This window comes from Aeromicrobium sp. 10G20-16 (assembly GCF_055809665.1).
In genome coordinates this window covers 2,481,817-2,497,883 of the sequence record NZ_CM147919.1, presented here as the reverse complement: position 1 = coordinate 2,497,883, position 16,067 = coordinate 2,481,817, and the positions used below count along the sequence as shown (strand labels likewise).

The 16,067-nt window shown below is 69.4% G+C and carries 26 protein-coding genes and 1 tRNA gene; 15 read left to right on the top strand and 12 right to left on the bottom strand.

Features of this window, described 5'->3' with window-relative positions; all coding sequences use genetic code 11:
- Positions 1-11 precede the first annotated feature (11 nt).
- Complete coding sequence (locus AC0L5F_RS12710) at positions 12-851, top strand: alpha/beta fold hydrolase (protein WP_473313759.1); 840 nt, start codon at positions 12-14, stop codon at positions 849-851.
- A gap of 456 nt (positions 852-1,307) precedes the next feature.
- Here the strand turns inward: AC0L5F_RS12710 and AC0L5F_RS12705 are convergent, their stop codons facing one another.
- Positions 1,308-2,150: an exonuclease domain-containing protein gene (locus tag AC0L5F_RS12705; RefSeq protein ID WP_473313758.1), complete on the bottom strand. Its 843-nt coding sequence runs from the start codon at positions 2,148-2,150 to the stop codon at positions 1,308-1,310.
- An 88-nt stretch (positions 2,151-2,238) separates the two neighbouring features.
- Between AC0L5F_RS12705 and AC0L5F_RS12700 the strand changes: the two genes are divergently transcribed.
- Positions 2,239-3,099: an SDR family oxidoreductase gene (locus AC0L5F_RS12700; RefSeq protein WP_473313757.1), complete on the top strand. Its 861-nt coding sequence runs from the start codon at positions 2,239-2,241 to the stop codon at positions 3,097-3,099.
- Between the two features lies 1 nt (position 3,100).
- Here AC0L5F_RS12700 and AC0L5F_RS12695 read toward each other — a convergent pair whose 3' ends face one another.
- Positions 3,101-3,760 carry a hypothetical protein gene (locus AC0L5F_RS12695; RefSeq protein ID WP_473313756.1) on the bottom strand — a complete coding sequence of 220 codons (660 nt, stop codon included), beginning with the start codon at positions 3,758-3,760 and terminating at the stop codon, positions 3,101-3,103.
- 61 nt (positions 3,761-3,821) lie between these two features.
- Here AC0L5F_RS12695 and AC0L5F_RS12690 point away from each other — a divergent pair, with 61 nt between their 5' ends.
- Positions 3,822-4,613, top strand: a complete 792-nt coding sequence (locus AC0L5F_RS12690; protein WP_473313755.1) for an exodeoxyribonuclease III — start codon at positions 3,822-3,824, stop codon at positions 4,611-4,613.
- 30 nt (positions 4,614-4,643) lie between these two features.
- On the top strand, positions 4,644-4,985 hold the full coding sequence (locus AC0L5F_RS12685; protein WP_473313754.1) for a DUF1801 domain-containing protein: 342 nt from the start codon (positions 4,644-4,646) through the stop codon (positions 4,983-4,985).
- On the opposite strand, the gene AC0L5F_RS12680 is transcribed toward AC0L5F_RS12685, so the two are convergent.
- The 5 genes from AC0L5F_RS12680 to AC0L5F_RS12660 form a co-directional block, all read right to left on the bottom strand.
- Positions 4,986-6,278: a class I SAM-dependent methyltransferase gene (locus AC0L5F_RS12680; RefSeq protein ID WP_473313753.1), complete on the bottom strand. Its 1,293-nt coding sequence runs from the start codon at positions 6,276-6,278 to the stop codon at positions 4,986-4,988.
- Positions 6,275-7,633 (bottom strand): FAD-binding oxidoreductase, encoded by a 1,359-nt coding sequence (locus AC0L5F_RS12675; protein WP_473313752.1) that lies wholly within the window; start codon positions 7,631-7,633, stop codon positions 6,275-6,277. The genes AC0L5F_RS12680 and AC0L5F_RS12675 overlap by 4 nt, the downstream gene beginning before the upstream one ends.
- 66 nt (positions 7,634-7,699) lie before the next feature.
- Complete coding sequence (aroQ, locus tag AC0L5F_RS12670) at positions 7,700-8,128, bottom strand: type II 3-dehydroquinate dehydratase (RefSeq protein WP_473313751.1); 429 nt, start codon at positions 8,126-8,128, stop codon at positions 7,700-7,702.
- Positions 8,128-8,799, bottom strand: coding sequence for a pirin family protein (locus tag AC0L5F_RS12665; protein WP_473313750.1), 672 nt, complete (start codon positions 8,797-8,799; stop codon positions 8,128-8,130). Before AC0L5F_RS12665 ends, aroQ begins: the two co-directional genes overlap by 1 nt.
- Before the next feature lies 1 nt (position 8,800).
- On the bottom strand, positions 8,801-9,151 hold the full coding sequence (locus AC0L5F_RS12660; RefSeq protein ID WP_473313749.1) for a metallopeptidase family protein: 351 nt from the start codon (positions 9,149-9,151) through the stop codon (positions 8,801-8,803).
- Between the two features lie 45 nt (positions 9,152-9,196).
- Between AC0L5F_RS12660 and AC0L5F_RS12655 the strand changes: the two genes are divergently transcribed.
- Both AC0L5F_RS12655 and AC0L5F_RS12650 read left to right on the top strand, forming a co-directional pair.
- A tRNA-Glu gene (locus tag AC0L5F_RS12655) sits at positions 9,197-9,269 on the top strand.
- 102 nt (positions 9,270-9,371) lie between these two features.
- Complete coding sequence (locus tag AC0L5F_RS12650) at positions 9,372-10,562, top strand: tyrosine-type recombinase/integrase (protein WP_473313748.1); 1,191 nt, start codon at positions 9,372-9,374, stop codon at positions 10,560-10,562.
- On the opposite strand, the gene AC0L5F_RS12645 is transcribed toward AC0L5F_RS12650, so the two are convergent.
- The 4 genes from AC0L5F_RS12645 to AC0L5F_RS12630 form a co-directional block, all read right to left on the bottom strand.
- Complete coding sequence (locus AC0L5F_RS12645; protein ID WP_473313747.1) at positions 10,559-10,981, bottom strand: ImmA/IrrE family metallo-endopeptidase; 423 nt, start codon at positions 10,979-10,981, stop codon at positions 10,559-10,561. The genes AC0L5F_RS12650 and AC0L5F_RS12645 overlap by 4 nt on opposite strands.
- 36 nt (positions 10,982-11,017) lie before the next feature.
- Complete coding sequence (locus AC0L5F_RS12640; RefSeq protein WP_473313746.1) at positions 11,018-11,515, bottom strand: hypothetical protein; 498 nt, start codon at positions 11,513-11,515, stop codon at positions 11,018-11,020.
- An 84-nt stretch (positions 11,516-11,599) separates the two neighbouring features.
- Positions 11,600-12,418, bottom strand: coding sequence for a hypothetical protein (locus AC0L5F_RS12635; RefSeq protein WP_473313745.1), 819 nt, complete (start codon positions 12,416-12,418; stop codon positions 11,600-11,602).
- A 20-nt stretch (positions 12,419-12,438) separates the two neighbouring features.
- The gene (locus AC0L5F_RS12630; protein ID WP_473313744.1) at positions 12,439-12,810 is read right to left on the bottom strand and encodes a hypothetical protein; all 372 of its coding nucleotides are present in this window, start codon (positions 12,808-12,810) and stop codon (positions 12,439-12,441) included.
- A 179-nt stretch (positions 12,811-12,989) separates the two neighbouring features.
- On the opposite strand from AC0L5F_RS12630, the gene AC0L5F_RS12625 reads away from it, so the two are divergent.
- The gene (locus tag AC0L5F_RS12625; protein WP_473316192.1) at positions 12,990-13,349 is read left to right on the top strand and encodes a helix-turn-helix domain-containing protein; all 360 of its coding nucleotides are present in this window, start codon (positions 12,990-12,992) and stop codon (positions 13,347-13,349) included.
- Here the strand turns inward: AC0L5F_RS12625 and AC0L5F_RS12620 are convergent.
- The gene (locus AC0L5F_RS12620; protein ID WP_473313743.1) at positions 13,313-13,864 is read right to left on the bottom strand and encodes a hypothetical protein; all 552 of its coding nucleotides are present in this window, start codon (positions 13,862-13,864) and stop codon (positions 13,313-13,315) included. The two genes, AC0L5F_RS12625 and AC0L5F_RS12620, sit on opposite strands and share 37 nt — an antisense overlap.
- Positions 13,865-13,941: 77 nt before the next feature.
- Between AC0L5F_RS12620 and AC0L5F_RS12615 the strand changes: the two genes are divergently transcribed.
- The 8 genes from AC0L5F_RS12615 (at position 13,942) to AC0L5F_RS12580 (ending at position 16,047) form a co-directional block, all read left to right on the top strand.
- The gene (locus tag AC0L5F_RS12615) at positions 13,942-14,268 is read left to right on the top strand and encodes a hypothetical protein (protein ID WP_473313742.1); all 327 of its coding nucleotides are present in this window, start codon (positions 13,942-13,944) and stop codon (positions 14,266-14,268) included.
- On the top strand, positions 14,265-14,435 hold the full coding sequence (locus AC0L5F_RS12610; protein WP_473313741.1) for a hypothetical protein: 171 nt from the start codon (positions 14,265-14,267) through the stop codon (positions 14,433-14,435). Before AC0L5F_RS12615 ends, AC0L5F_RS12610 begins: the two co-directional genes overlap by 4 nt.
- Entirely contained in the window at positions 14,428-14,556 is a 129-nt protein-coding gene (locus tag AC0L5F_RS12605) for a hypothetical protein (protein ID WP_473313740.1), read from the top strand. Before AC0L5F_RS12610 ends, AC0L5F_RS12605 begins: the two co-directional genes overlap by 8 nt.
- Positions 14,549-14,782: a hypothetical protein gene (locus tag AC0L5F_RS12600; protein ID WP_473313739.1), complete on the top strand. Its 234-nt coding sequence runs from the start codon at positions 14,549-14,551 to the stop codon at positions 14,780-14,782. The genes AC0L5F_RS12605 and AC0L5F_RS12600 overlap by 8 nt, the downstream gene beginning before the upstream one ends.
- 12 nt (positions 14,783-14,794) lie before the next feature.
- Entirely contained in the window at positions 14,795-15,070 is a 276-nt protein-coding gene (locus AC0L5F_RS12595) for a hypothetical protein (protein ID WP_473313738.1), read from the top strand.
- A gap of 5 nt (positions 15,071-15,075) precedes the next feature.
- Positions 15,076-15,465 carry a hypothetical protein gene (locus tag AC0L5F_RS12590; RefSeq protein ID WP_473313737.1) on the top strand — a complete coding sequence of 130 codons (390 nt, stop codon included), beginning with the start codon at positions 15,076-15,078 and terminating at the stop codon, positions 15,463-15,465.
- A gap of 64 nt (positions 15,466-15,529) precedes the next feature.
- Positions 15,530-15,769 carry a hypothetical protein gene (locus AC0L5F_RS12585; RefSeq protein WP_473313736.1) on the top strand — a complete coding sequence of 80 codons (240 nt, stop codon included), beginning with the start codon at positions 15,530-15,532 and terminating at the stop codon, positions 15,767-15,769.
- The gene (locus tag AC0L5F_RS12580) at positions 15,766-16,047 is read left to right on the top strand and encodes a hypothetical protein (protein WP_473313735.1); all 282 of its coding nucleotides are present in this window, start codon (positions 15,766-15,768) and stop codon (positions 16,045-16,047) included. The genes AC0L5F_RS12585 and AC0L5F_RS12580 overlap by 4 nt, the downstream gene beginning before the upstream one ends.
- Positions 16,048-16,067: the final 20 nt, after the last annotated feature.

Below are 16,067 nucleotides of genomic sequence, written 5' to 3'. Positions count from 1 at the left end.
GGAGGAACGCCATGAGCTGGGGACAGCACATCACGGCCGACATCACGGTCGGCACCCTCGACGTGCGGGTCGACGGACCCGACGACGGCGAGCCCGTCGTTCTCCTGCACGGCTTCCCGCAGACCTCGCTCAGCTGGGCCGGCGTCGCTCCACACCTGGTCGACGCCGGGTACCGCGTCATCGCGCCGGACCAGCGCGGGTACTCGCCCGGGGCTCGTCCTGTCGGCGTGGAGCACTACGGCAGCGACGTGCTGGCCGACGACGTCGCCGAGCTGGCCGATGTGCTCGGCCTCGACACCTTCCACCTGGTCGGGCACGACTGGGGCGCGTCCGTGGCCTGGGTGGTGGCGGCCCGCCACACCGACCGCCTGCGGAGCCTCACCGCCGTCTCGGTTCCGCACCTGGCGGCCTTCGGCAAGGCCCTGCAGACCTCCGAGCGCCAGCGAGAGATGTCGCGCTACATGCAGCTGTTCCGCCGCGACGGCGGGCGGGCCGAGGAGGTGCTGCTCGAGGACGGCGCGCACCGGCTGGTCGACTTCTACGACGGCAAGGTGCCCGCCGGCGACGTCGCGGAGTACGTGCAGCGGTTCTCCGAGCCGGCCGCGCTGACGGCGGCCCTGAGCTACTACCGCGCGATGGCCCCGTGGATGAGCGACCTGCCCGCCGTGACCGTGCCGACCACCTACGTCTGGAGCACCGACGACCGCGCCCTGGGCCGCGAGGGCGCCGAGATGTGCGGCGACTTCGTCGACGCCGACTACCGGTTCGTCGAGCTGCCCGACATCACCCACTGGATCCCCGACCAGGCCCCCGAAGCCCTCGCCGCCGCCATCCTCGCCCGCGTCAGCTGACGAGGACCCCTGACCGAGGCGCCAGCAAGCCCAACAACCCGCTCGCCAAGGAGGCCGCCTGCGGCCGACTGTGAGGGAGCGCCAGCGACCGAGGCGAGACCACCGCAAGCTCGTCGGCTGTGGTTCGCCTCGCGAAGCGGGCCCTAGCGGAGCGTGAGCGAAGCGAAGGGCACGGTCGCTCCGCTCCCTGGCGAACAACCCCGGTCGCCAAGGAGGCCGCCTGCGGCCGACTGTGAGGGAGCGCCAGCGACCGAGGCGAGACCACCGCAAGCTCGTCGGCTGTCGTTCGCCTCGCGAAGCGGGCCCTAGCGGAGCGTGAGCGGAGCGAAGGGCACGGTCGCTCCGCTCCCTGGCGAACAACCCCGGTCGCCAAGGAGGCCGCCCGCGGCCGACTGTGAGGGAGCGCCAGCGACCGAGGCGCCAGCGAACCTCGCTCCGCTCCCTGGCGACCCGCTGTCAGGCGGTGGCGGAGCGCTCGACGCGGGGGGCGGAGACCAGCGGCCAACCGGTGGGGTCGTCGAGATCGCGGCCGACCATGGCGGCGTAGGCGTTCCAGTCGGCGGCGCGCTCGGCGTGCCACAGGTGCTGGCGCAGCATGAGCTCGGGCAGGGAGCAGTCGCCGGCGTCGCGGTGCCGCGCACCCATCTCGACGGCGACGTCGCGGGCAGCGCGGGCATCGGCGGTGGCGTCGTGAGCGTGGTCGAGCAGCACCCCGTAGTAGGTGGCGACGTCGGTGAGGCGGCGCGGTCCGAGCCCCCCGCGCTCCAGGCCCCAGTCGATGACGTAGGGATCGACGACCATCAACCGGTCCCACGCGGGCTGGCGCACCTGGTGCCGCTCGGCCTCGGCACGCAGCATGGTGAGGTCGTACGGGGCGTTGAACACGACGAGTCCGATGCCGCGCTCGACGAGCGACTGGACCCAGTCGGCGATCATCGCGATGGCGATGCGAGCCGGCGGCGCGCTGACGAGAGCCGCGTTGCTCAGACCGTGCACCCGAGCGGACGCCTCGGGCACCGGCACCCCGGCGTCGACGAGACCTGATCGGTCGCCCGCTGGATCGAGCAGCGCGTAGCTGAGCACGCGGTCGTGGTGCGGGTCGACGCCGGTGGTCTCGAAGTCCAGCGACGCGAGCGGCCGCTCGAACCAGCCCCGGTGGGACCCGCGGACCGGAGGCTGCGGCTCGCACGTGAGGCACAGCGTCCGCCAGGCTCCGGGATGTCCGACCAGCCGTCCGCTGCCCGCGATGAGGTGCGTGAAGCACGTGTCGCAGGCGGCATCGAGGGAGTTGGTCTTCACGGAAGACCACGCTAGGTGGCGACACCGACAATCATCGTGACGACACACGGAGCGCCCTCGCACGGCGCGATCGCTCTACGATCTCGACATGACGCGGACCTCCTTCTCCTTCGACGGCGCCGTCACCGTGATCACCGGCGCCGGCAGCGGCATCGGGCGGGCCGTGGCCGAGCTCGCCGCCCGCCGTGGTGCCCGGCTGGTGCTGACCGATCTCACCGACGACAGCCTCGACGCCACCGTCGCCCGGCTATCCGACCCGTCGGCGGTCCTGCACCGGTCGGCGCTCGACCTGCGCGACCAGGACGCCCTCGACATGTTCGCCGCCGAGGTGCACCGCCACGTGCCGGCGGTCGACGTGGTGATGAACGTGGCCGGCATCTCCACCTGGGGGCGCATCCAGGACCTGGAGGCCCACCACTGGCGCGACTGCGTCGAGATCGACCTGATGGCGCCCATCGCGGTGCTCTCGGCGTTCGTGCCGCCGATGATCGAGCACGGAACCGGCGGCCACGTGGTCAACGTGTCGTCCGCGGCCGGACTGTTCGGGCTGCCGGTGCACGCGCCCTACAGTGCGGCCAAGTTCGGGCTGCGCGGTGTCAGCGAGGTGCTGCGCTTCGACCTGGAGCAGCACGGCATCGGCGTCACCCTGGTGTGCCCCGGCGGCGTCAGGACCCCGCTGGTCGACACCGTGACCATCGTGGGCGTCGACCGCGACCACCCGGCCGTCGCGCGGACCGTCGAGCAGTTCGAGCGGCACGCCGTCACGCCCGAGGCCGCTGCCGGAGCCATCATCGACGGCGTCGAACGCGGCCGCTACCTGGTCTTCACCTCGCGCGACATCCGCGCCGGCTGGTACCTGCAGCGCTACGCGCCGTGGGCCTACGAGCGCGTGATGCGCCGGCTCAACCGGCGGTTCTCGAAGGTCCTCACGGCGGCCGCAACGGGCTGACTCACCCCTGGTCGCCGTCGCCGTCGCGAGCGCGTAGCTCGTCGCGCTCGCCCTTGAGCTTCTCGACCTGGTTCTTGCGGTGCTTCATGCGCATGCTCGTGCCGGTGATCGCCACCGCCAGCAGCGCCCCGATCAGGACGCCGATCAACGAGGCCGCACGGAAGTTGGGGGCGTCGACGTCCATGATGCGCTCGCCGGCGTGGGCGGCGTTGCTGGTGCCGGCGACCACCGAGAGCGTCAGCCAGTTGGGCGCGGCGAGCACCACGGCGACGATCGCCACCACGGCGCGCCAGGTCCAGGAGAAGAACCTGCGACGGATCTGGAACAGCACCAGCAGGGGCACGAAGGTGAAGGTGAAGCCGTAGAACAGGCCCCAGAGGGTGCCGGCGATGAAGCGCCCCTGCACCTGGTCGGCCATCCGCTGCGCCCACCAGCGGGGGAAGAACGCGGCCGAGATCCGCCAGCCGACGTACGCGACCACGAGCAGGACGAGGGCCAGGACGAGACGCTGGACCCATCGCCCCGGCGCCACCGTGGGCTGGTCACTGATCCGCCGGTCGATCGCGTCGTCCTCGTGCTCGGGGTTGTCGGCAGCCGATCCCCCGTCGCGTGGTGCTCCGGCGCGGGAGGTCTTCTCGTCATGCTGGTCGTCGCGAGCCATGGCGACATCATGGCACCCGGCCGCGCCCGAAGCCGTCGTCCGGGCGCGATAGGTTCGCGAGGTGCGCATCGCCACCTGGAACGTCAACTCCGTCCGGAGCCGCATCGATCGGGTCACCGGCTTCCTGGAGCGCCACGACGTCGACGTGCTGGCCATCCAGGAGACCAAGTGCCGCGAGGACCAGTTCCCCGCTCTCGAGCTGAGCTCGATGGGGTACGAGGTCGCCCACTTCGGCGTGAACCAGTGGAACGGGGTCGCCGTGATCTCGCGCGTCGGGCTCGACGACGTCGCCACCCGGTTCGCCGACGACCAGCCCGAGTTCGGCGATCCCGCCATCCTCGAGCCGCGGGCCATCGGCGCCACCTGCGGCGGCGTCCGGGTCTGGAGCCTGTACGTGCCCAACGGCCGCGAGCTCGGCGACCCGCACTACGACTACAAGCTCCAGTGGCTCGAGAGCCTGCGGGCCGCCGGTGCGCAGTGGCTGGCCGACGATCCGAATGCGCAGGTCGCACTGACCGGCGACTGGAACGTGGCTCCCCAGGACGAGGACGTCTGGGACATGGCCGCCTTCGAGGGCCACACCCACGTCTCGGAGCCCGAGCGGACAGCGTTCCACGCCGTGGTCGACGCCGGGTACGCCGACGTCGTGCGCCCCCACGCGCCCGGGCCTGGAACGTACACGTACTGGGACTACCAGCGCCTGCGCTTCCCCAAGAAGGAGGGCATGCGCATCGACTTCGCGCTGGCCTCGCCGGCGCTCGCGGCTCGCGTGGGGCACGCCTGGATCGACCGCGAGGAGCGCAAGGGCAAGGGCGCCAGCGACCACGCTCCCGTCGTGGTCGACCTTGACTGATCGCGGCACGGCCGCAGTACGCTCCGGAACGTGACGACCGACTGGCGCGCCGACGTGGCGCAGCACCTGCGCACCCTGATCCTGGCCGCCGACCCCGACGTGGTCGAGGAGGTCAAGTGGCGCAAGCCCAGCAACCCCGACGGCGTGCCCACGTTCTCGTGCGACGGCCTGGTCTGCACCCTGGAGACCTACCGCGACAAGGTGAAGACGACGTTCGCCCGCGGCGCCGCGCTCGACGACCCGGCCGGCGTGTTCAACGCCAGCCTGACCGCCGGCACCCGACGCGCGATCGACGTGTTCGAGGGCGACGAGGTCGACGCCGCCTCCTTCACCGCGCTGGTGCAGGCGGCGATCGCGGTCAACCGCGCCTGATCAGCTCAGCCAGGTGGGCCGCAGCGGCCAGTGCGCGTCGCCGTGCGCAGCTGGCTTGACGCCCAGCACGTGGTGCAGCTCGATCTCGTTGCGCTCGAACGCCAGACGCGATCCGGCCATGTAGATGCCCCACACCTTGGCGCGACCCTCGCTGACCTCGCCGAGGCACGCGTCCCAGTTCTCGACCAGGTTCTCGCACCAGCCCTTGAGCGTCAGTGCGTAGTGCTCGCGCAGGTTCTCCACGTGCCGCACCTCGATGCCGGTCTCCTGCGCCGCGACGGTGATGCGACCGACGCCGGTGAGCTCACCGTCGGGGAACACGTAGCGGTCGATGAACGCGCCGGTGCTGGTGGTCTTGTTGTTGGGGCGGGTGATGCAGTGGTTCAGCATGCGTCCGCCGGGCTTGAGCTTGTCGTGGATGAACTGGAAGTACGCCGGGTAGTTGCGCACCCCGATGTGCTCGGTCAGGCCGATCGAGCTGACGGCGTCGAAGCCGGTCTCGACGACGTCGCGGTAGTCGCCGAAGCGCACCTCGGCGAGGTGGTCCAGGCCCTGGCGCTTGATCTCCTCCTGCGCCCACGCCGCCTGCTCGCGCGAGAGCGTCACGCCCACGACGGTGACGCCGTAGTGCTTGGCGGCGTGGCGCACCATGCCGCCCCAGCCGCAGCCGATGTCGAGCAGTCGCTGACCGGGCTGCAGGTCGAGCTTGCGGCAGATCAGGTCGTACTTCTCGAACTGCGCCTCCTCCAGCGTGGACTCCGCCGTGGGGAACACCGCGCAGGTGTAGGTCATCGACTCGCCCAGGACCAGCTCGTAGAAGCGGTTGGAGACGTCGTAGTGGTGGTGGATCGCCTCGGCGTCGCGCTTCTTGTTGTGCCGCAGGCCCTCGAAGGCGCGGCGCCACTTGGGCAGGTGCTCCTCGGCCGGCGGCGTCGGCGGCTTGAGGTTGCCGAAGCCCAGGCTGCGCACGATCTGCAGCATCTCGGCGGCCGACGGCACCTTGAAGCGCAGCTGGCTCATGATCAGCACCATCGCGGCGTAGGGGTTGCCCGGGTGGATGCCCTCGACCTCCAGGTCGCCCGACACGTAGGCGCGGGCGAAGCCGAGATCACCGGGGGCGGTCATCAGGTAGGCCAGGCCGCGCTCGTTGACGAGGCGCAGCGTGAGCGTGGCGTCCTCGGGCCCGGCGGTGCTGCCGTCGAACGCCTCGAAGCGGAACGGCATGCCGTCCTTCATCAGGCGCTCGAGAGCCTCGGCGATGCTGAGCTTGGCGGCGACTGCGGTGTCGGTCATGAGTTCCTCACTGCTTTCTCGAACAGGGTGCTGAGTCGGGCGTCGGGGTCGTACCGACGGCGGGCGGCGGCGAGGAGCTCGCCGCCGTACATCGTGTCGAAGGTCTGCTGGTCGTAGAACGCCTCGGAGTACAACGACTTGTGTCCGCCCATGCTGCTGACGGCGTCCTCGACCTTGCGGTTGATGAATCCCGGCGGTGCGTCGGCCGGCACCACGACGGTGCCCCAGAAGCCGATGTTGACGTAGGGCTCGCCGGCGGCGAGCGGGTACACCGGCCACGCGCGGGTGGTGCGCAGCGGGCACAGCCACACCGGACGCATGCCGACCTCGGCGTCGAACCACTCGAGGAACTCCGGCATGCGCGCTACGGGGACCTCGACGTCCTGGATGACGCGCTCGCGGCCCGGCACCTTCTTGATCTTGTCGAGCGTCCTGATGATGCCGAAGCGCTCGTCCAGGCCCACGATCTTGTGGAAGACGTCGCTGCGACGCCAGCGGCTGGGCCAGAGCCGACGCACGATCTTGTTCTGCGCGCCGAAGGCACCTGAGCACCAGAACCAGTCGGTGTCCCAGCGCCAGATGTAGTCGTTCATGGTCAGTGCGTCGGTCTCACGCTCGGCGATGGAGCGGTAGAACACCCGCTGACCGGTGTAGTCGCTCACGCGCGGCCGCTCGTCGGTGAAGTGCGCGAGGGTGAGGTAGATCTCGTCGGGGCTGAAGGCGGTTCCGTCCAGCCCGTCCACGCGCTCGCCGTGCCACTCGCCGCTGTGGCAGATCTCCTCGATCGCCTTGACCGCAGCCGCGGCGTCGGCCATCTGCACGTGCCGCAGCGTGACGAACGGCGGGACCTTCTCCAGCTTGATCTTCAGCCGGGTGGCGTAGCCGAGGCTGCCGTAGGAGTTGGGGAACGCCTCGAACAGCTGGGAGTGCTCGTTGTCGGGCGTCGCGGTGATGATGTCGCCGGCGCCGGTGAGGATGTCCATCTCGAGCACGGACTCGTGCGGCAGACCGTTGCGAAACGACGTGGACTCGATGCCGAGGCCGGTGACCGCGCCGCCGAGGGTGATGGTGCGCAGCTGCGGGACCACGTAGGGGATGAAGCCGTGCGGCAGCGTCTCGTCGACCAGCTGCTCGTAGGTGCAGATGCCCTGCACGTCGGCGGTCTTCGCCACGGTGTCGATCTCGATGACGCCGTCGAGGCCGGACACGTCCAGGCCGGGGGTGTCCGAGGACGAGCGGGGGCGGAAGAGGTTCGACGTCTTCTTCGCCAGGCGCACGCGCTCGCCTGCAGGAATGGCGGCGTACGAGGCCACCAGCGCCTGAACCGCCTGCGCGTGCTGCTCCCAATCCTTCACCTGAACAGGTTAGACCTGAAGATCCGATGAGAGACCCGGGGGTGAGTTGCCTTCCGCAACCGAGAGCTACCCCGAGCCGGCGAGGTGGCGCAGAGCCGCGGAGTAGCCGTCGAGGCCCATGCCGACGACCACGGCCGCAGCGATGTCGCTGAGGTACGACGTGTGGCGGAACGCCTCACGTGCGTGCACGTTCGACAGGTGCACCTCGATGAGCGGTTCGCCGAGCTGGCTGGCGGCGTCGCGGACGGCCACGGAGGTGTGGGTCCACGCGCCGGCGTTGAGCACGACCGCCGACCGCGCGTCGGCGGCCTCGTGCAGCCAGCCGATCATCTCGGCCTCGTCGTCGGTCTGACGCACCTCGACCTCGAGGCCGACCTCGGCGGCGACCTGCTCGCACCGCGCGACGAGATCGGCGTAGGTGGCCGTGCCGTAGACGTCGGGCTCGCGCACGCCGAGGCGGCCGAGGTTCGGTCCGTTGAGGACGAGGACGGTCATCAGGTCTCCAGCTGCCAGATCAGGGCTTCGCCGCCTGGTGTGGCAGCACTCAGATCGTACGGGCCGGCGTCCGTCAGGTGGGCCTCATCGCCGGGGAACAGATCGGTGTCGCCCAGGCGCAGAGCGCCGCGCACGACGTGCACGAGGCTTCGCGCTGCGGCCGGAACGGGCAGCGACTGCCCGGCAGCGAGTCGCGCGACGAACATCTCGGCGGTCGAGTGGACGGTCACCGAACGCAGCAGTCCGTCACCGTCCGGGACCTCCACCTGCTCGTACGCGGGCCGGCCGTCGTGGTCGCTGTCGAGCATCATCTGCACGAACACGAGTGGCTCGGAGGTCGAGTCGTTGACCTCCGAGTGCTCCACACCCGTGCCTGCGCTGAGCCGCTGCGCGGTGCCGCGGCGCACGAGTCCCCCACCACCGGTGTTGTCGGCGTGCCGCAGCGTTCCCTCGACCACCCAGGTCACGATCTCGACGTCCGCATGACGATGCGCCGCGTACCCGGCCCGGGGCTCCAGGCGCTCGGTGTTGATCGCGCGGATCGGGCCGAACCCGGTCCGCTCGGCGTCGTAGTGCGCACCGTACGAGAAGCTGTGCCGCGTCACGATGTCGCCGGCGTCGGTGCAGAATCGTTCGGCGTCGCGGACGACGTGGATCTCGCATCTCGTCACGTCAGGCCCACCCGAGGTCGTGGAGGCGGTCGTCGTCGATGCCGAAGTGGTGGGCGATCTCGTGCACCACGGTGATCGCGACCTCCGCGACCACCTCGGCCTCGGTGTCGCAGATCGCGAGGGTGGGATTGCGGAAGACCACGATGCGGTCGGGCAGCGCGCCGCCGTACGTGGTGTCGCGCTCGGTGAGGGGGATGCCGTCGTAGAAGCCGAGCAGGTCGGGTTCGTCGGCGGGGGCGTCGTCCTCGATGAACAGCACGACGTTGTCCAGCAGCGCGGCCAGCTCGTCGGGCACGTCGGCGAGTGCCTGCTCGGCCAACGCGGCGAACCGCTCCTCGCTGACCTCGACCATGCAGCCATCCTCCCCCACGGCACCCCGTATGCTGTTCGGGTCCCGGCCCCCATCGTCTAGCGGCCTAGGACGCCGCCCTTTCACGGCGGTAGCACGGGTTCGAATCCCGTTGGGGGTGCTCAACAATGGCAGCAAGAAACGGCCATAGCCCAAAACCGTGTGCCCACGGTGTGCCCAAATCGCGCACGCGAACGTCAGAGGTCGACCCTAGGTTCGCCCCATGAGGACGCCGATCAAGCACCAGGCGAAGGACGGGACGGTCACCTACCGTGTCCGGTTCCGCCACAACGGCGAGCACACCACGCTGACCTTCCGCGGCAATCCGGCCGCGGCGAAGAAGCGCGCCGTCGAGTTCGCGAAGCGACTCGACGCCTCGTCATCGACCGAAGCGCTTCAGTGGGTCCGCGATGAGGAAGCCGGGCCTGCAGCGCAGCAGACCACCCCGACGCTTGACGAGTGGGCCGCGACCTACATCACCGGGCGGACCGCGGTGACCGACGGCACCCGCCACGGCTACGAGCGCACCCATGCCCTCTACTACGGTCCCTTGCTCGGGCACGTGCCGATCGGCGATCTCGACCGTGGTCAGATCGCGGCTGCGCTGAACCGGTTGCGCAGTCGCGGCGGCCGCCACGACAAGGGGTACTCCGACAAGACGATCGCGAACGCCCACGGCCTCCTCGCGTCGATGCTGAAGGAGGCGCAGGCCGACGGGGTGATCGCGGCGAACCCGTGCGCGCGGATCAAGCTGGGCCGGTCGACGTCGCACGAGCGGGCCGAGATGGTCCTGATGTCCGAGACCGACTTCGTCCGCCTCCTCGGCGAGATCCCCGAGCACTACCGACCCCTCGTGCTCACCCTGTTCGGCACGGGGATCCGGTGGGGCGAGGCCGAGGCCCTCGAGGTGCGTGACCTCAACCCGAAGGCCCGCACCCTACGGATCAGCAAGGCCGCGAAGTGGGACACCCGGTCCACGACCCGGATCGTCGGCCCGACCAAGACGAAGAACAGTGACCGCACCGTCACGATCGACGACTACGTCCTCGCCGCGCTCCTGCCCCTGACGCTGGGCCGGCCGAGGAACGCGCGCCTGTTCGTCGCACCGCGCGGCGGGCCGCTGCGACACAAGGCGTTCTGGGAGGCGTGGGTGCCGGCGTGCGAGCGGGCCGGACTGAACGACCCGCGGCCGCGCCCGCACGACGCCCGCCACACCCACGCGTCGTGGCTCATCGAGCGCGGGGTGAACCTCTACGTCGTGTCCGCGCGCCTTGGCCACCACTCCATCAAGGTCACCGTCGACACCTACGGCCACCTCTCGAACGAGGCACAGCGCGCGGCGGCCGACGCCGCCGGCATGGTGTTCACCGACGCCCTCGGACCGGTGGACCTGCCACCCGAGCTCGAGGACTAGAGCGACGCCTCACGCCGGTCGAGCTCGGCCTCGACGTGGGCCCGCTCGCCAGCGGTCAGCGTCGTCAGCCTGGCCAGCACGGTTGGGACGTCGACCCACAGCTCTTCGGCGAGCTCGTCGTGGTCGAACGACCACAGCATCGCGTTCACCAGCGCGTCCATGCTGATCAGCCGACGCGCGGCGAGCTCGTCGACGATCGCTTCCTCCCGCTCCCGCATCGCCACCGGCACAGGCCCGCGTTCGACGTGCACCAGCTCGTGCGTCAGCGTGCACCGCCGCTCGGCCTGCGTGAGGCCCACGTTCAGCGTGATCCGCTGACACCCGTGGTCGTAGTGGCCGAGCTGGTCGTCCCCGAGGTCACGCCACACCTGGTCGATGTGGGTCAGCGCACGGAGCGCCCGCCAGGGATGGAACGACATGATCTGGCGAACCTACGTACCCGGTCGGACAGAACGTCACGCAGACAACGAGGTCGGGCCCTTGACCGCGCGCGGGCGGCGGTCGTCGACGTTCTGAGCGAAGAGAATCTTCTCGAGCCAGTACACGGTCCTCGCGGCCTTCGCGACGAGCATCCCGGAGCACCAGGTGGCCACGAGCGGGACGACCACTCCGACCTGCCCCACGAGGAGGAGCACGACGAGAGGCGCCGTGGACGTCACGAACATGATCCGGAAGATCGAGACCCAGTTCCGGCGCAGCTCAGTCCCGTACATGACTCGGACGTCCTCGATCCGATCGGACTGGCTCTGGTAAGTCAGGGTGCACACGAACGTCGCCGCGGCGAGGACCAACGCAGAGACAGTAGCCAGGCCGAGCAGGAACTCAGGAACGTTGGACACGTCGATCTGCCGCAGGCCCACGAACCACACACCGGCGGCGATCAGGCCAGCGGCGTGGTCAAGGCCGGGACGCTCGGCAAGAAGGTCCCGCACACTGTAGGACGTTCCGGCCACGTGAGTCACCCTCCCAGGATCTTGTCCAACCGATCCTGCATCTCGACACCGACATCTCGCAGACCCTGGACCAGCGCCGTGTACCTACGGCTCTCGGTCCCATCCTCTGGAAGCTTCCATCGAAGTGGCCAACTTCCCAGCGACCAAGTCGATGATCTCCTTGCTGTCGTCATCGTAGACCGCCTGCGCACGCACCCGCTTGCGTCGGCCAGTGAGTCTCGGCAGGTCGTTGAACACCAGGCTCTTGAACCCGGCCAAACTGCCAGTGTGCTGGGAGTCAGCGCGCAGGCGGACAGTCACGTCGACGACGAGCTCACCACCGAGCTCGCTGGCCAGCTGGTCGAAGTGGGCCGCCAAGCCAGCGCGCCCCGGTTCCATGTCATCGAGGATCCGGAGGGTCTCGTACCGCGCTTCCAGCATGCTCACGCCCTTGGCTCGCCGCAGGTCAGGCGTCTGGTCCGGCGCGTACACCGGGTCGACCTGCCAGTGCTGGCCCCGCTCGAGCGGAACGTGCCGCTCCAAGAACGACTCCGCGGCCGACTTGTGCCGCGGCGCGTTGGTCCCACCGCGAGCGATCGCGATCGCGTTGTGTCGTGGCATGAACGCCATCACCGTGGTGTGAGCGAACCGCTTCACGTCGGTCTGGTTCGCCGCATCGTCCATCAGATCAGTGATCTGCTCGCTGGTCCGATCGATGGCCGTCATGAACGCCGTGTTCAACACGCGGTGAGCGCCGACGAGGATCAGGTCACCCCCGACCTGCACGTCGTACACATCATCGTCGTGAGTCCGCTCGACCAGAGGAAGCTGCGCTGCTTCCTCCAGGGCAGGCCGCCAGTCCTGGTTGAATGACCGCTTCTCGGCCTTGTCGAGGACGTGTGCCTGGAAGAACAGGATCGGCACCTCGTTGGCACTCGTCGTCATCAGGCTCCTCCCTCTGGTCCTTCGACGTCTGGCGCGGTGGCCGCGTCGTCCTGAGCCGACCTAGAAGCTCGGCCAGTCGACTGCCCCTTCCGCTGCATGCGCGCCGGCGGCTCGAGGTTCAAGAGCCCTGACTCGGGCAGGTAGGCGAAGTCGTGCAGCGCCGCGTCGAGAACATCGCGGTAGGGCGTCCTGGTGACGACCGCGAGGCGATGGAGAAGGAACGCGCTCGGCATCTCTGACAAGCCACGGACCCACCATGAGCTCAGCGCCTGACGCGAGAGTCCGATCTCGTTGGACACCCAGGAATCCGATGATCCGAATTCGCTGGTGTAGCGCTCGACGATCTCGCGCAGGCGCGGCAGGTTCTTCATGCTCAGCATCCTTTCCGCGCTTGCTCGATCGGAGCAACAAACCGGTTGACTCAATCGTCTACCGAACGTAGACGCCCGAAGTGAAGAAATCGTCTACCAAGAGTAGTGCCGAAATCGCGCTCGTATCAGCGGGCGCACCGGGAAATTGCTGCGTCTACTTCTTGACAACCGTCTACCTAATGACTCATTCTTGTCGGGATGTTGTTGACATCATGCCGTCTACCAAGAGAGAGTGTGATCGACCGATGAACCGCAAGAAGCGATGGCCTAGGGGTACCTGGATGCGACTGATGTCCGGCGACACGCTGCGGGCCTTGATGGCCCAGAAGGGGTTCTCGATGGAGAGACTCGCCCGCTACGCCGGGTGCAGCAAGTCCTTCATCAGTCACCTGACAGCTGGCCGAAAGGCCACCTGCACGCCCGAACTTGCCACTCGTATCGCGGAGGCCCTCGAGGTGCCCCTGTCGATCCTTTTCGTGCCATCACTGTCGGGATCTCGTAGTCAAATCGTCAACTCTGCGCCTTCAAGGTCGGCCTGACCATGAAGTGGCTGACGACGGCGGAGGTGGCCGAAGCGATTCAGGAGTCGCCCGAGAACGTGTCGCGACGGTGCGCCCGAGGTGAGATCCGGGCGAAGAAGCTCGGCCGCGAATGGCGAATCACCGAGCACGACCTGGTCGCGTTCATGGCGGTCAGCAACGAGGGTGACTCCGCCGAGACTCGGTCCACCCTTGGGCGCCGGAGCCTCGTGTGAACGCGGTCGTCGCTGGGGACCAGCTTCGAGCTTGATGTTCGTCCGTTCGTCGTCCCGCCACATGTCGAGGGCGCGACGATCCAGGAGCGGTTCGAAGCGTTCCACGCCCTGAACCCGTGGGTCCTCGATGCCCTCGAGGAACTGATCCGTCGCCGCCTTGCCGCTGGTCGCCGCCGCTGCGGGATGAAGGCCCTCGTCGAGCGTCTCCGCTGGGACTTCGACATGCAGACCACAGGCGACCAGTTCCGCCTGAACAACAACTACCCCTCCCGGTACGCGCGGCTGATCCGGCAGCGCCACCCCGAGTGGTCCGACGTGTTCGCGACCCGCGGGCTAGTCGCCGACTGACCCACACCCCAGAACGGAGCACCACCACCATGCAGATCCCCAACGTCGTCCAGGCCATGCGCAACGCGCTGAACAACACCGGCACCGAGACTCGGGCCGACGGCCAACCGAAGCGCTACGTCCTGCAGCACGCCCACTGCGGCCACATCGCGCTGGTGTCGAAGCGGCGCCTCACGATCGGCGCAGCGCACGCCACCGCACACTCCCAGGGCCGACATGCATGGCGTGTCCGCCTCGAGCCGGCGACGCCGCCCGAGGGCGCCGAGTGCGAGAAGTGCTCCGACGACATGGCCGCTCTCGCGCCCAAGCGGACCCGTCGCGAGGCCGCCCGACTCGCCAAGGCGGCACGCGCATGACCCGCCTGCTGGCCCGGTGGCTGACGTGGCCCCTGTTCATCGGCGGCGTCGCGACCGTCGCCGCCGGCACGCTCGGGGCCCTCCCGACCACGGCGGCCGTCGCAGTCGCAATGCCCCTGCTCGCCGGCGCGGTGCTCGCCCTGTTCATCGAGGTTCTCCATGACTGAGCTGCTGATCGTCGCCGACGCCATGTGGCAGGTCGTCCAGAACAGCACCACCCCCGCCATCGGCGCCGCTGCGTTCGTCGCGGTGTGCGCCCTCGCCTACCGGGCGGTCACCCGTGGCTGAGCTCCCCGCGACCGTCCCCGTCGCGTGCCCGGTGTGCGCCGCGCATGTCGCGACTGCGTCGGCCGAGCCCGACGGCGAGACCGGGATCAATGTCTCGATCGCATCCGAGCAGGTCCTGCTGATCGACCAGCACATGGCCGACGCCCACAACGCCAGCCGACCCTTCGAGCTGCGCCGCGACTTCACCGACGGGTTCTCCCTGTCTGGCACCACCACCACTCACTGAAAGGACCCACTCATGGCCACCGACAAGCCAGCGTCCAAGACCGCCAGCACCAAGCCGCCACAGGAGCCGACCGCGGCCCCCGCCAACACCGCACCCCGTCGCCGCGCGGCCGACACCCTGTTCGTTGCCTACCGCCTCACCGAGTCCGGCGCTCTGGACGATCTGCGGATCTACGGGCGGAAGGAACCGGCCGCGGACTACGCCCTCGATCAGGAGCCCGCCTGGAAGGTCATCGCGATCGCCAAGGGCGACAGCCTCGCCGAGGCGATCCAGGCACGCCGAGGGTGACCGTCGTGCTGACGTCGAAAAACACCACGTGGCGACGCCGCCCACCCGGCGCACCCTTGTGCACCGACACCGGCGACATCCTCATCGGCGGAGTCACGATCGCGAGGCCGCAGCAGCTGCCGCGCAGCCGCCGCTGGATCATCGTCTGGCCCCTGACCGGCGGCATGTCCACCACGACCTGGCCGTCACAGGAGGCCGCCGGCGACGCACTGATCGCTGCGTACAGCGTCGGGCTCGAACGCCTCGACGGAAGGTGGCGAGTCCGCTGCTGGTGCGGCGTGCTCGAGCCCGACGAGTGGGCCGCCACCATCGAAGCCGAACCCCAGATGAAGGAGCTCGCCCGCCGCTGCCCTCACGGCGCCGACCCGACGCGCGCGAGGCAGGTGGCCCTGTGATTCCCGACGACGTCACCGGCCCCGCTTCGCTCCAGGCGGTGCGCTGATGCCCTGCTCGCCACGCATGTCGAAGTGCTACGCCGGCTGCCTGCACCGGGCGCACGTCCGCGCGTACCAGGACGAGCGAATCAGGCAGGAGGACCACGCCCGCGAGACAGCGAACGGGTGGGACGCCGAGTACGCGGAGTTCCTCGAGGCCAACCCGCTGCTCACGTTCCACGACTACCTAGTCCAGTCCCGCGGGTGGTCCGGCCGCACCCGAGACCCGATCGAGGACGCCAACGTCGAGGAGCGTGTCGCGTGAACATCACCGAGTCCAACGACTGGTTCGCGGTCCTGCGCGGCCTCCGAACGGGTGCCGACGACCTGCAGCGCGAGGCGGCGATCGCGGCGGCCGAGTCTCTCACCGCCCGAGCGAACCGTGCCCTCGGCGCCGGGCCGACCCCCGCCGAGGTCCGCGGGCTCGTGGCCGGCGCCCACGATGCTGTAGCGATCGCCGCCGAGGACGAGTCGTGGCCGGTGCACGTCGACCTGGGCCCGCGCGCTGTCGTCACGAACACGACCACTGGCGGTGTGCTGTGAGCGGCGAGCGCCAGTCGGCG

Coding starts and splice junctions, on each gene's coding strand:
- AC0L5F_RS12700 (WP_473313757.1), top strand. CDS start 2,239: ATGACGCGGACCTCCTTCTCCTTCGACGGCGCCGTCACCGTGATCACC.
- AC0L5F_RS12595 (WP_473313738.1), top strand. CDS start 14,795: ATGGCCACCGACAAGCCAGCGTCCAAGACCGCCAGCACCAAGCCGCCA.
- AC0L5F_RS12615 (WP_473313742.1), top strand. CDS start 13,942: ATGCAGATCCCCAACGTCGTCCAGGCCATGCGCAACGCGCTGAACAAC.
- AC0L5F_RS12660 (WP_473313749.1), bottom strand. CDS start 9,151: ATGGTCGAGGTCAGCGAGGAGCGGTTCGCCGCGTTGGCCGAGCAGGCA.
- AC0L5F_RS12625 (WP_473316192.1), top strand. CDS start 12,990: ATGACTCATTCTTGTCGGGATGTTGTTGACATCATGCCGTCTACCAAG.
- AC0L5F_RS12630 (WP_473313744.1), bottom strand. CDS start 12,810: ATGAAGAACCTGCCGCGCCTGCGCGAGATCGTCGAGCGCTACACCAGC.
- AC0L5F_RS12605 (WP_473313740.1), top strand. CDS start 14,428: ATGACTGAGCTGCTGATCGTCGCCGACGCCATGTGGCAGGTCGTCCAG.
- aroQ (WP_473313751.1), bottom strand. CDS start 8,128: ATGACCGTCCTCGTCCTCAACGGACCGAACCTCGGCCGCCTCGGCGTG.
- AC0L5F_RS12680 (WP_473313753.1), bottom strand. CDS start 6,278: ATGACCGACACCGCAGTCGCCGCCAAGCTCAGCATCGCCGAGGCTCTC.
- AC0L5F_RS12645 (WP_473313747.1), bottom strand. CDS start 10,981: ATGTCGTTCCATCCCTGGCGGGCGCTCCGTGCGCTGACCCACATCGAC.
- AC0L5F_RS12695 (WP_473313756.1), bottom strand. CDS start 3,760: ATGGCTCGCGACGACCAGCATGACGAGAAGACCTCCCGCGCCGGAGCA.
- AC0L5F_RS12610 (WP_473313741.1), top strand. CDS start 14,265: ATGACCCGCCTGCTGGCCCGGTGGCTGACGTGGCCCCTGTTCATCGGC.
- AC0L5F_RS12650 (WP_473313748.1), top strand. CDS start 9,372: ATGAGGACGCCGATCAAGCACCAGGCGAAGGACGGGACGGTCACCTAC.
- AC0L5F_RS12585 (WP_473313736.1), top strand. CDS start 15,530: ATGTCGAAGTGCTACGCCGGCTGCCTGCACCGGGCGCACGTCCGCGCG.
- AC0L5F_RS12710 (WP_473313759.1), top strand. CDS start 12: ATGAGCTGGGGACAGCACATCACGGCCGACATCACGGTCGGCACCCTC.